The 12,519-nt window shown below is 73.8% G+C and carries 9 protein-coding genes; 3 read left to right on the plus strand and 6 right to left on the minus strand.

What is annotated here, in order from left to right; translation table 11 throughout:
- Nucleotides 1–775: 775 nt before the first annotated feature.
- Nucleotides 776–1,279 (minus strand): SRPBCC family protein, encoded by a 504-nt coding sequence (locus ACZ4WH_RS43080; protein ID WP_468191551.1) that lies wholly within the window; start codon nucleotides 1,277–1,279, stop codon nucleotides 776–778.
- A gap of 388 nt (nucleotides 1,280–1,667) precedes the next feature.
- On the opposite strand from ACZ4WH_RS43080, the gene ACZ4WH_RS43085 reads away from it, so the two are divergent.
- Together ACZ4WH_RS43085 and ACZ4WH_RS43090 are read left to right on the plus strand one after the other, a co-directional pair.
- Nucleotides 1,668–2,732, plus strand: coding sequence for a lipoate--protein ligase family protein (locus tag ACZ4WH_RS43085; protein ID WP_468191554.1), 1,065 nt, complete (start codon nucleotides 1,668–1,670; stop codon nucleotides 2,730–2,732).
- Between the two features lie 213 nt (nucleotides 2,733–2,945).
- Nucleotides 2,946–3,614 (plus strand): hypothetical protein, encoded by a 669-nt coding sequence (locus ACZ4WH_RS43090; RefSeq protein ID WP_468191557.1) that lies wholly within the window; start codon nucleotides 2,946–2,948, stop codon nucleotides 3,612–3,614.
- 82 nt (nucleotides 3,615–3,696) lie between these two features.
- Here the strand turns inward: ACZ4WH_RS43090 and ACZ4WH_RS43095 are convergent, their stop codons facing one another.
- The 4 genes from ACZ4WH_RS43095 to ACZ4WH_RS43110 all read right to left on the minus strand — a co-directional run bounded on the left by ACZ4WH_RS43095 (nucleotide 3,697) and on the right by ACZ4WH_RS43110 (nucleotide 10,724).
- Nucleotides 3,697–4,269 (minus strand): FHA domain-containing protein, encoded by a 573-nt coding sequence (locus ACZ4WH_RS43095; RefSeq protein WP_468191560.1) that lies wholly within the window; start codon nucleotides 4,267–4,269, stop codon nucleotides 3,697–3,699.
- On the minus strand, nucleotides 4,244–6,250 hold the full coding sequence (locus tag ACZ4WH_RS43100; RefSeq protein ID WP_468191563.1) for an AAA family ATPase: 2,007 nt from the start codon (nucleotides 6,248–6,250) through the stop codon (nucleotides 4,244–4,246). The genes ACZ4WH_RS43095 and ACZ4WH_RS43100 overlap by 26 nt, the downstream gene beginning before the upstream one ends.
- A gap of 101 nt (nucleotides 6,251–6,351) precedes the next feature.
- On the minus strand, nucleotides 6,352–7,977 hold the full coding sequence (locus ACZ4WH_RS43105) for a hypothetical protein (RefSeq protein WP_468191565.1): 1,626 nt from the start codon (nucleotides 7,975–7,977) through the stop codon (nucleotides 6,352–6,354).
- Nucleotides 7,974–10,724: a serine/threonine protein kinase gene (locus ACZ4WH_RS43110; RefSeq protein WP_468191567.1), complete on the minus strand. Its 2,751-nt coding sequence runs from the start codon at nucleotides 10,722–10,724 to the stop codon at nucleotides 7,974–7,976. Before ACZ4WH_RS43110 ends, ACZ4WH_RS43105 begins: the two co-directional genes overlap by 4 nt.
- 167 nt (nucleotides 10,725–10,891) lie before the next feature.
- On the opposite strand from ACZ4WH_RS43110, the gene ACZ4WH_RS43115 reads away from it, so the two are divergent.
- Nucleotides 10,892–12,073: a macro domain-containing protein gene (locus ACZ4WH_RS43115; protein ID WP_468191570.1), complete on the plus strand. Its 1,182-nt coding sequence runs from the start codon at nucleotides 10,892–10,894 to the stop codon at nucleotides 12,071–12,073.
- Here the strand turns inward: ACZ4WH_RS43115 and ACZ4WH_RS43120 are convergent.
- On the minus strand, nucleotides 12,048–12,389 hold the full coding sequence (locus tag ACZ4WH_RS43120) for a 4Fe-4S cluster-binding domain-containing protein (RefSeq protein WP_468191573.1): 342 nt from the start codon (nucleotides 12,387–12,389) through the stop codon (nucleotides 12,048–12,050). The genes ACZ4WH_RS43115 and ACZ4WH_RS43120 overlap by 26 nt on opposite strands.
- Nucleotides 12,390–12,519: the final 130 nt, after the last annotated feature.

Here is a 12,519-nt window from a genome sequence, read left to right on the forward strand (position 1 = left end):
GTGGGGGGGGGGGGGGGGGGAGGGAAAGAGGGGAGGGGGGGGGGGGGGGGGGGGGTCACGTCAGGGGGGAAAGGGCCCCCCCCCCCCCCCCCCGAACCCCCCTCCCGCCCCCCCCCCCCCCCCCCCCCCCGGGCCCCGAGCTTTCAACACCATCTACCGGCAAACTGCGCCGGCCTTCTGTTTCCGCAGGTTCCGCCTGGGAGGGCGGGGCTGCGGGGATCGCGGATGCGTGACCGGGGACCACCTTCCAATCCGGGGCCTGCGGTACCCGGGCGGACTTCCTCCGCGCCCGGGCGATCCTGATGGCGTTCTGCTCCTTACCTTCGGTTACTCGGTTGTACTGCTGGATAACGCGTGTACTGCTCGCTGCCCCCGCGGGGCCGCGTCCTGCTTGACCTGGATCCACGGCAGTCCGTCTCTGCCGTGCCCTCTGGACTTCCTGGGTACGACGGAAACCCTAGCCCTGTGACGAGCCGATGTCTACTGTCATCGCGACAGGTTTTCTTCATGTTGCGAGCGCAGAGATCTGCCTCAAGCACACCCGGAAGGGGGCCCTACCGGGTGTAGTCCCTGGCTGGCGGGCACACGCTGAGCCTGGCGGCACAACCCGACCCAGGGCTGACCCGGGGCTGGGGGCAGCGCATGACCGACACGGAGACGACCCGCATCAGTCCACACAACTCACGGTGATCAACGGTGGCCGCACCCGTCTCCGCACCGCCCCACGGACAAGATCAGGATCTACGGCCAAACCCGCCGGCCCGCCACGCTCGGACTAGCCGCTGGGCGTCCAGGCCCGGGACGTCGGTGCGGCAAGCTCGGCCAGGTGGTGCAGCGAGTTGATGAGATGTTCAGGGCCGAACGGCGGGAACTGGATGCCGCGATCCCGGATGAACTGCGGCACCGCCGACCAGTCGTAGGTGAGCGTGACCTCAGTCTCGGACGGACCGAGCGGCACCAGGTCGTAACGCCAGATCCAGCCGCCGAACTCCAGCTGACCGTCGCCCTTCTCCTGCCCCGTCAGCCAGCCAATGGCGCGCGGCGGGTCGAGCATCTGGACCTTGTTGACCACCTGGTAGTCACCGTTTGGATGGTCGGCGTGATACATGTCCATCCGGAAGATCTGCCCCACCTCGGTCAGCGGCGCCCGGTCGGCAGGTTCCTGAACCCAGCCGGTGCCGTCGATCGCAGAATGGGTCGTCGGGTCCGCCAGCACCGCGAACACCCTGGCGGCGGGCACGGCGACAGTCAGGGTGGCGCTCACGTTCTCCTGGTCCACAGCGTGCACGCTCCTTGGCATCTCGTCTCGGGCCTCCCGCAGGCGCGGAAGGGGAACGTTCCAAACATGCAGACGACGCGGCGAGGCGGAACTCATCGGTCGTGTGGGCGATCTACAGCTGGAGCATCAGAAGCGCCTTCCGACGGATGGCGCTTCGTCCGCAAACCCGCAGCGCTGCCTCAGCGGCCGTCTCATTCGCGACACAGCGGCACGGCCTCGCTCAGCATCCCCTCGGCAGCCCTCAGACCAGGATTCGGGCCGCAGACGAAGAACCTGCTGGCGGCTTCCTCACTTGCCTACGGACGGCTGGGGAGCCGTGACCGGCGCCCGGGAACACCACGACCGGCCCCCGCGTTGATCTCGTGCGGGAAGAACGGAGGCCCAGGCAGTGCACGGTGAGTACAAGGTGCCCGGTGGCAAGCTCGTCGTCGTGGACGTGGGCGTCGAGGACGGCGTGCTGCGGCGCGTGCGGGTGGCGGGTGACTTCTTCCTGGAGCCGGACGAGGCGCTGGAGGCGGTGAACCGCGCGCTGGAGGGTGCCCCGGCGGACACGGACGCGGCGGGGCTGGCCGCGCGGATCGAGGCGGCGCTGCCGGCGGCGACGGTGATGTACGGGCTGACGGCGGAGGGCATCGGCATCGCGGTGCGCCGCGCGCTCGCGCACGCCACGGACTGGACGGACTACGACTGGCAGCTGATCCACGAGGCCCCGCAGTCGCCGGCCCTGCACATGGCGCTGGACGAGGTGCTGACCGCCGAGGTGGCGGCGGGCCGCCGGCCGCCGACGCTGCGGGTGTGGGAGTGGGGCGCCCCGGCGGTGATCATCGGCAGCTTCCAGTCGCTGCGCAACGAGGTGGACCCGGAGGGCGCCGCGCGGCACGGCATCGAGGTGGTGCGGCGGATCTCCGGCGGCGGCGCGATGTTCGTGGAGCCCGGCAACACGATCACCTACTCGCTGTCGGTGCCCGAGTCCCTCGTGCAGGGGCTGTCCTTCCAGGACAGCTACGCCTATCTGGACGACTGGGTGCTGGGCGCCCTCGGCGACATGGGGATCCGGGCCTGGTACCAGCCGCTGAACGACATCGCGACCGACCAGGGCAAGATCGCGGGCGCGGCGCAGAAGCGGATCGTCGGGCCCGGCGGCGGCCCGGGTGCCGTACTGCACCACGTGACCATGTCGTACGACATCGACGCGGACAAGATGGTCGAGGTCCTGCGGATCGGGCGGGAGAAGTTGTCCGACAAGGGGACCAGGAGCGCGAAGAAGCGGGTCGATCCGCTGCGGCGGCAGACGGGGCTGCCGCGCGAGGCCGTCATCGACCGGATGATCGGCTCCTTCCGCGCGCGCTACGGCCTGACACCGGGCAAGGTCACCGCCGAGGAACTGGCCCGCGCCGAGGAGCTGGCGCGCACCAAGTTCTCGTCGCCGGAGTGGACGGCGAGAGTGCCGTGACCGTGCCCCGCGCCGTGCCGCGCCGCCGCCGGGACTCGTGGTGTTCGCGGTCGGCCGGAGGCGCATAACGGGCAGAGCGGTACGTCGTGAACGCGCGGCCGTGACCGGGCGGGTACGCAGCGAGTTGGCACTTCCGCCCCACAGGGAGTCATGTGACACTGTCGTCCACCATGCGGACCCCTTCCGCACCCCCTCCCCCACGAGAAGTGCGCTGTGCGTTCCCTTCCTCTGCCGCTCGCTCTCACCGCGCGCCTGACGCCGGTCGCGGTGCTCGCCTGTGCCGGCTGGGCGCTGACGTCCGGCCCGGCCGCGCCGCCGGCCTCCGCCGGGCACCCGACGGCCCAGAAGACGCCCGCCGGGTCCTCCACCGCCGCCCCGTCGTCCACGACGGCGGCGCAGACGTACGCCACCGCGCCCGCCCCCTGCTCCGCCGTGTCCGCCGGCACGGTCAAGTCCCTGGTGCCGGGGGCGAAGACGGCCGGCAAGGAGATCCCCTCGACGGACACCGAGCTGCGCCGCACCTGCTCCTGGAACGCGCTCCAGGGCTACGACTACCGCTGGCTCGACGTGTCGTTCGAGATCAGCGAGTCGGACCAGGAGGCGAAGAAGGAGTACGAGCAGCGGGTCGCCGAGAAGAGCGGCGGCGGGGCCGTGCCGGGGCTCGGGGACAGCGCGTACTCCATCGTGAACCTCACCACGGAGGACGGCCAGCAGACCCGTGAGGGCGTGGTGTTGGTCCGTGCCGCCAACGCCCTCGTCGTCGTCACCTACAACGGCAGCGACTTCGAGAGCAAGAAGGCCCCCAGTACGGAGGAGATCAACAAGGGGGCCATCAAGGCGGCGAAGTCCGCGGTGGCCGCGCTGGGCGGCGGCCAGGGCTGAGCCGGTGCGCCGTCCGCCGGTGGCCAGGGCTGAGCCCGTACGCCGGTGGTCAGGGCTGAGCCCATACCCCGTGCGCCGGTGGTCAGGTCGGGTCCGTGGGTTCGTCCTCGATGCCGCGGACCACGAAGCCGGCCCTGGGGCCGAGTTGGACGCGGTCGCCGTTGCGCAGGCGGACGGGCCGGGCCGGCACCAGGACGCGGTCGTTGACGCGCGTGCCGTTGGTGGCTCCCTGCGGGACCTCGGTCACCCAGGCCGCCCCGTCCGTGGTGTGCACGACGGTGGCGTGCCGGGCCGAGACCGTCTCCTCGTCGGCCAGGATCGCCGCCGCCTCGGGCGCCCAACCGCTGCTGCGTCCCAGCCGGAGTTCCCCGCCGCGCGGCACGTCGAGGTGCCGGCCGCCGGCCCGGAAGACCAGCCGCAGCACACCGCCCGCCAGCCGTTCCGACCGCGGACCCGCACCAGGCTCCCGCCCGGGCGCGCCGAGCGGGGACCGGCACGCGGGGCACACGGCCGTACCGGCGGGCACGACCCTGCGGCACCCCGGGCACCGCTCACCGACCGGCGGCGGGGACGGACGGGGCGCGGCGACCGGCGACGCGACGTCGGCACCCTCCTCCCACTCGTCGTCGTCATCCCAGTCGTGTACCTCCGCCAACTGCGTCTCCCTTCTTCAGCACGACCGTCGTGTCCACCCGTCCGCTGTCGGTCTCCCGTACGTCCGTCACCACGACCGTGGTCCCCGGCCCGAGGTCGGAGGCGGCGAACAGCTGGCGGGCGAGCGGGTTGATCAGATGCGTCTCCAGGACCATGCCGATGCCGCGGCCGCCGCTCCACTTGTCCCGGGTGCAGTGGTCGAGGAGTTCGCGCCGGGCCGTCTCCTCGATCTCCAGGACGAGTTGGTGGCCCTGGGCCAGCTGGCGCTGGATGTTGCGGACCTGGAGATCGAAGATCTGCGCGGCGACCTCGTCGGAGATGAAGTCGAAGACGACGACGTTGCCGCCGATCCGGTTCATCAACTCCGGCCGCCCGATGATCTGTTCGAAGTGCTTCTTGACGTTGTCCCGGACGGTGGTCTCCAACTCCTTGTACGGCGTGCCGGGTTCCACGATCCACTCGCGTTCCCCGGTCTCCGGGTCCGTGCGCTGCACGCCGAGGTTGGAGGTGAAGATGAGCACGCACTCGCTGAAGTAGGTGGTGACGCCCTGCCCGTCGGTGAGCCTGCCGTCCTCCAGCACCTGGAGGAACTTGTCCAGGATGCCCTTGTCGGCCTTCTCGATCTCGTCGAAGAGGATGACGCGGAAGGGGTTCTCCCGTACGGCGGAGGTCAGTTCGCCGCCCGCCTCGTAGCCGACGTACCCCGGGGGCGCGCCGACGAGCCGGTCGGCGGAGTGCGCGGCCGAGAACTCGCTCATGTCGAAGCGGAGATAGGCCTGGTCGCTGTCGAAGAGCACGGAGGCCACGGCCTTCGCCAGCTCCGTCTTGCCGGTACCGGTCGGGCCGGCGAAGAACAGCACACCGCGCGGCCGGTGTCCGGGGCTGGTGGCCTGTGCCCCGGACAGTCCGAGCGCGGCACGCTTGAGGATGTCCAGGGTCATCGCCACGGCGGCCTCCTGGCCCAGGACGCGGCTGGGGATGGACCGCTCGTTGCGGGGGTCCTCGCCGCGCAGGATGCGCTGCCGGATCTCGTCGCGGCTCCAGGGGTTCTTCTCCACGCCGAGCCGGTAGATCCGTACGGCGTCCGGCATGGCGGCGAACGGCAGGCCACGGGAGCGGGCGAGCTTCACGCTCTCCTCCATGGCCCGCAGGCTCAGTCCGGAGGCCACCCGGGCGAACGCGCCGACCGCCCGGGCCGTCTCCTCGGCGTCCGCACCGGTGGCGCCGCCGTCGCGTGCGCCGTGTCCGGGGTACCGCTCGTAGCGCTCGTGCAGGAGACGGGCCATCGTGGTGCGCTCGTCCGCGTCCGGCTCCGGTACGGCGACCGGGCGGATCCGCTCGCTGCCGGACACCAGCCACGCCGGTACGTCCCGCTCCCCCTCGGCGAGCCAGATCACCGGGTTGAACAGACCCGGCCCCTTCGGTACGACGGCGGTCCCGGTCCGGGGCGGCAACGGCTCGGCCTCGTGGGCGAGTTTGAGGCAGGCGAGGAAGAAGTCCCGTTCGTCGGGGGTGAGCCGGGACGGGTCGGTGAGCAGGCGGGAGGCGTGGTCGATCACGAGGGCGACGCGCAGCGGCCGCAGCCGGCGGCCGTCGCGCATCATCTCGTCCCGCTGCCGCGCCCATCCGCTGGTGATGTTCCGCAACTGCTCCAGCACCGCCTGGCGTTGCGCCGCCGTCTGGCCGGGGAACTCGTGCGGTCCCTGGAGCAGTTCCTCCACGGCCGCGCGGGCCTCGCCCTCACCGACCTGCGCCACGCGGAAGCCTCTCACCTGGTCGCACAGCACCAGTGCCTCGTAGCCCTTCTCCCGCAGCGGGTTCCAGAGCACGTCGTGCAGCGAGTGGAAGCGGTCCCGGCCGCGCCGGCGCACCAGGTGCAGATCACGGATGTTGCCGTGCAGGACGTACTGCGCGTGCACACCGAGCGTTCCGGTCAGCTCCTCCACGAAGGGCGGGAGCCGGTCTTCCTTGGACAGGTCCATCGTTCCTCCCCGATGCGCGCTGTTGCGGGCCGCGCGCCGGCCTTACGTGTTCTCGGTGGCGCGCGCCCGGCCCTCTCGGCGGCGAGCGGCATCCGCCGGTCTCAGCGGCGGCCGTCGCCGTCGACGGTCCGGTACCGGGGAGCGTCCCGGGGTACGTCCCGGTGCGCGCCGGCCGCGCGGTCGGCTTCCTCGATCAGTTCGTCGAGCACCCAGGCGTCCTCCCCCAGCACGCCCGGCAGGGCCCCTTCGGTGTGTTCGACCTTGAATTCGAGGTCGAGGCCCAGCGCGCCGGTGATCTCCTCGAACTCGGCGAACCGCTCCTGGGTCTCGGCGCAGCGGGCGTCGTCCAGGGCGCGCTGCTCGGGTGTCCGCTCCCCCGGCCCGCCCCGGTACATGGTCGCCACGCGCAGGCGGCCGTCGACCAGGGTCGCCCTGAGCCAGTGGCCGGGGTCCCAGCCGTCCGGTGTCCAGTCGAGGCGGATCTCCTGTCCGTCGGGCCGGCCCGCGCCGGCCCGGCCGCCGAACCTCCTGGCCAGCTCCGCGACGGCGCCGGCGCACTGCTCCCGGACGTACATCGCCTCCAGGGCGTGCAGCCGATCCTCCACCCGGCGCTGGACCAGCTCCTGTTCGGCCGGGGTCAGCGGGGTCCCCTCGTCCAGGGTGCGGCGGAGCAGCGCCACGGCGTCCGGTGCGGGGGCCAGGTCCTCGGCGCCCTCCGGGGTCTCGTACACGAGGAAGTCGTAGTGCAGGGCGGCCTTCTCCTGGGCCTCCCGCGTCTCCTGTGCCCGCTTGTTGGCGTCCCGCACGAACTTGCGTGCCTCCGTGAGGTGGATGCGGGCCCGGCGGGGGTCGTCGGCGGCGCGGCGTACGGCGTCCCGGACGGCGGCCGCGGCGAGTTCGGCGGCCTCGGCGGCGGCGTACGGGTCCAGCTCGCCGAGGATCTCCGCCCCGGTGCGGCGGACCTCCTCGGGATCGAGTGCCGCGGGGGTGCGCCGGGCGGCGGTCTGCCGGGGCAGGTGGCGTGCCTCGGTGTCGGCGGTGCGCTCGGCGGAGAACCGCCGCAGGGTGCGCTGCCGGCTCTCGCGCAGGGCGCGCTGCCAGTCGTCGTCCTGCTCCTCGTCCAGCCGCAGCAGGGCGGCGAGCCGTTGCTGCTCCCACGCCGCCTGCCGTTCCTCCGCGCGGCACAGGGCCTCCTCGGCGCGGGCCAGTTCCCGCCGGAGTTCGCCCAGTCGCTCCCCGATGGGCGTCAGCGGCGGTGGCACGTCGGGCGGTGGCGGGGGGCCGGGCGGGCCGCCGTACGCCGCGGCCCGCGCGACCCGGGACAGCAGGGCGCGCCTGCGGGCGTTGACCCGGACGGCGGCGAACGCGGCGGCCTCCCACTGCTCGGCTGCCGTGGCCGCCAGTTGCTGCTGCCGCTCCAGGCAGCGCTGTTCCTCGGCGGCCCGCACCGCGGCGGCGGCGAGGAGCCGGGTGCCGAGCAGGGCGGCGCGCCCGGCGAGCAGGACGCCGCTGAGCGAGCCGAGCACCTGGAGCGCGGCGTCCGCGGCCTGGTGGACCGCGTGTCCGGCCGCGTCGGCGAGGTGGGCGGAGGCCTGTCCGGCCGCGTCGTGCAGGTGCAGCATGCCGGTGTGCGGCAGCGCCTGCGGGTCAAGGGGTGGCGGGGGCGGTGCGAAGTGCACGGCGGGTGCCACCGTCTGGATGGTGGGGATGGCCAGACCCGAACTCATGCCTGCTCTCCTGTCGTGTCGGTCGTCGTCCCGGACCCCCGGCGGGCCGTCTGCCGCGCCCGGCGCCATCGGCTCCAGCCCCGGCCACCGCCGCCTCGGCGGGCCACCCCTCGTGCCCGGTGCTCGCGCCGTCGCCGCCACCGGCCTCCGGCGTCCGGGCGCACCGCCTGTCGCGCCTCGGGCCCCCGGTCCCCGGCGCTCCCGCGCACCACTTGCCACACGCGCCGCAACCGGTCTCCGCCGCCCCGGCGCACGGCCTGCCACACGCGCCGCGACCGGTCCCGGCGCACGACCTGCCGCCACCGGTCCCCTACGCCCCGGCCAACCGCCTGCCGCACCCGCCGCCACCGGTCCCCGACACCCCGGCCAACCGCCTGTCGCACCCACCGCCACCCGTCCCCCACGTCCCGGCGCACCGTCCGTCGCACGCGCCGCCAGGTCCAGCCGCCTGCGGCGTCGGCTCGTTGGTCGGGGCGCCCGGCGCGGCCCCGGCGGCGGGCCACCCGCCGTGCCCGGTGTTCGCGTCGCAGGCGCCGCCAGGCCCAGCCGCGGCGGACGCTCCACACGGCGACGGCGGCGGCCGAGGCGAGCGGCCACAGCCAGGGCACGACGGCGATGGCGTAGAACCCGAGGACGACGGCGAGCGTGAGCAGCGCCGCCCCGATCCAGAGTCCGGCCCGGGTGCGGGCCAGCCTGGCGGGGCGGTCCGCGCCGCGGATCAGCAGGCCCGCGAGCGATCGGCCGGGGTGGTAGAAGGGCGGGCCGATGTACACGGCGGTCCACAGCTCCACCACGAAGACGAACGCGGCGGCCGGCAGCGCCTCCAGCCAGGCCGTGACGACCGCCTCCGGGGAGGCGCGGCCCAGCACGTCCGCGAGGCCGATGACGAAGGTCCAGGGCGCGGTGACGACGGTGGCGCCGAGCACCGCCCAGCCCAGGGTGGGCAGGCGGTCGAGCCGGCGCAGTACGGCGAGGAGTCCGTCCTGGTCGGCGGCCAGCAGCCGCTCGTGCTCCTCGACGACGCGCCGGCGTCTGAGCGCCTGCGCGTCCTCCCGCGCGCGTCCGCCGAGCAGGAGGGCGGCGACCAGGCGCAGGTCGTCGTCCTGGGCGGAGAGCAGCGCGTCGAACCACGGCACCCGTTCCGGGAACTCGGCGCGCAGCCGGAGCAGTTGGTCGGTGAGCCGGCTCCGGGTGCGTTCGGGTTCGCGCGCCAGCTGGAGCAGCCAGGCGTCCACGGCCACGGTATGCCTGAGGGCCGCCCGGTCCCGGCGGTCGCGCCTCAGCTCCCGGACGGTGGGCTCCCAGCGGGCGCGCAGGGCCCGCCAGGCGCGGTCGGTCTCGTCCAGGCCGTGGCCGCCCGGGCGCTGGGCGAGGCCGGTCAGCACCTCGGGATGCCGCGCCAGGTGCCGCAGCAGCGCGACGGCGTCGGCGTGTCCGTCCCGGGCGCCCTGGCACAGCCGGCGCATGCTCTGCGCGTCCAGGGCGGCTCCGTGCCAGGTGACGTCCAGGCCGGGGCCGAGCCAGTTGAGGAGCCGTACGACGCCCGCGACGGACGGGGGCTGCGCCAGTTCCCGCCGCAGGTCGGCGAGCCGGCTCAGTTCCTCGGGGCTGCGCCCGCCGACGGTCTCGAACTGGCCCAGCCACTCGGCCAGTCGGGCCCGGTCCTCGTCGTCGGCCAGCATGCGCGCGGCCGAGACGTGGTTCTGGTCCAGGTGGAGGGCGAGATGGTCGGTCCCGGTGAACTCCTGTCCCATGAACGGGAAGGGGCTGATCGCGGGGCGGGTGGGGTCGTCGGGGAAGATCCGTCCGTCGGTGCGCGGGGCGACGTCGGCGTCCCGGCCGTCGAGCCAGTCCCGTACCTCGGCCGCCTGCCAGCGCTGTTCGGGCGCCCGGGTGAGCAGGCCCTCGCAGAGCAGGCGGGTCCTGCGGTCGGTGATGCCGCTGACGTCGGGATCGTGCGTGGCGATCTCGGCGAGCACGTCCTCGTCCCGGCGGAACTCGATCGGGTGTCTGCCGAGGGCGAGTTGGGCGACGACCATGCCGAGCGACCACCAGTCGCCCGCCTCGGAGACGGTCTGCCGGAGCAGTCCGGCCTCGGGTGCCAGGTAGAGGGGTTTGCCGCGCCAGTCGGTCCGGGGCTCCAGCGCCTCGTCGGGCCGGTGGACGGCGGCGCCGAAGTCGACGAGGACGAGGTCGACGGTGTCGGCGCGGCGGGTCTGCACCATGACGTTGTCGGGGGTGATGTCCCGGTGGACGACGCCCCGTTCGTGCAGAGCGGCGACGGCGCCGTGGAGTTGGCTCACCACGGCGCGGACGGCCTCGGGAGGCAGCCCGTCGGGGTGGTCCTCGTGGTACTTCTCCAGGGTCTCCTCGCCGTGGGACCAGAGCAGGTGCCAGGGGTGGCCGTGCGCGTCACCGGTCTCGAGGAGGCGTTCCAGATGGGGAGTCGGGGGCTCGGCGAGATCCCGCAGCTCCAGTTCGACGTGCGGATCGGGGGCGTGCAGCCGGTGGTACCACTTGAGGACCAGGGGTATCTCCGCCGGTCCGTGACGCGCCATCAGGTCGCGGACGCGCAGGACGACGGCCTCGGCGGGCCGGCGCGCCTCGGAGAGCACGGCGACGAGCAGGAAACGGTCGGCGAGTTCGGGTGGTACGTCGGCGCTGACCGGACGTGTCTCGATGGCCCGGGCATTGGTGAAACCCCCGTCCGCGGGGTCGACGAAACGGGTGGGCGGTGTGGTCGTCATCTTCCGGCCTTCCGGGAAACGCGCGGGGTGAACCGGGGGGCCACAATGCGGAGCGAACGGACCCGACGCGCGGGCCACAGGACGACGAAGATAACGCGATTCCCCTCCCGTGACGGTGAGTTTCCCGGATCTTCAGGGAATCCCCGGCCGGGGCTACGATGCGCATCATGCAGCCCCTGCCCTCGCACGAAAATCTCGTCGCCGAACTCAGGGAACTGAGACGTCGCGGCCTGCCCGGGTTGCGCCACTGCACCAGGGACGCGCTGCGCGAGGCCGCCGCCGCGGCCGGCCTGTGCACGGGGCCGGACGACGAGCAGACCGGCATCGAGGAGTTGCTGGGCGCGGCGGTACGGCGGCTGGCCGGCGGGCATCCGGTGCGGGACGACGACTCCTGCGATCCGCTGGCCCGGGCGGCCGCCCACTCCTTCGGGATCTTCGCCGCGCGGCGCGGGGTCCCCGGCACCGACCGGCGCAAGGCCGCGGCGGGTGTCTACGGCGTGACCACGGAGCGGTTCCGCAAGAGCCAGGAGCACGACGTCATCGCCGAACTCGCGGCGGCGGTCCTGGCGGTGGCCCGGGAGGCGGGCGTCGGCGAGGCGACCGGCCAACAGATCGCTGCCGTGGGCGAGCTGGCGACTCTGGCGCCGACCACTCCCCCGGCGCACGCGGCACCGGCCGCCGCCGGGCCGCCCCGGCGCCCGGGTGCCCGGCCGGCCACCGCCGCACCGGTGGCCCCGGCGGGCCGGATCGCCGTCCGGGTGTGCCCGATCGAGGAGGTGTGGGACGTGGACATCCTGGTCTCCTCGGAGAACACCTATCTGGAGATGTCCAAGACCTTCCGCCCCACGGTGTCCGGCGCGCTGCGCCGGGCCGCCGCCCTCCGGGACGCCTCGGGCGAGGTCGTGGACGACGTCCTCTCCCGCGAACTGCGCGTGTGGCAGCGGACGCACGGCAGGGCGGGCATGCCCGTGCGGCCGGGCACGGTCGTCGCCACGTCGTCCGGCGCCCTGGCCGCCCACGGGGTACGACGCATCCACCACGCGGCGATCGCCGCCCCGGTCGGTGACGGCGACCGCTACCACGTGTCCCCCGCCGTGCTCGGCGAGGCGGTGCGTACGTCCTTCGAACTGGCCCGCCACGAAAGCGAGTTCCTTTCTCTGCCGATGTCGTCGATCTGCTTCCCGCTGCTGGGCGCCGGCCGGGGCGGCCTGCCCGTGGAGACCGTGGCCCGCCGACTGCTCGACGCGATCCGGGCGGAGCTGCGCCGGGACCCGTCCTGGTCGGTGCTGCTGGTCACGCCCGAGGAGAGCCACGTCCGGCTGCTCACGGCCGCCAGCTCCGGTCCGTGAAGGCCACCCCGCCCTGCTTCAACCGCCGCTCCAGTTCCGTGAGTTCGCAGCGCAGCGGGACGCCGTAGAGCCGTAGCTCCGCGTCCCCGCCCGGGGCGACCTGAAGGCGCGGGCCCGGTGCCTCCCGGGCCAGGTACGGGCCGTAGCGGGTGGCGCCGAGCGGTGTCAGCGGGACGATCCGCTGGTTGGCCGAGCCCCGCCAGGCGAGCCGGGTGGGCTCCGCCACCCGGAACCGGCCGGTGATCACGGCGTCCGCGCCGCCGAGGGCGGTCCGCCGCTCCGGCGTCAGTTCCCGGGGCTCGTATCCCGTGTACACGAGCAGGTCGGCGGGGTGGGGGCCGGCGCTCCCCCCCCCGGGCCGGGCCCCATCCCCCCGACGTGTCGCCCCGGCCAGGAGGTCCCCCAGTACCTCCCCCTTTTTTCGGGGTTTTCCACCCCCGACCCTG

The sequence above is a fragment of the Streptomyces sp. NPDC029138 genome (assembly GCF_055564375.1).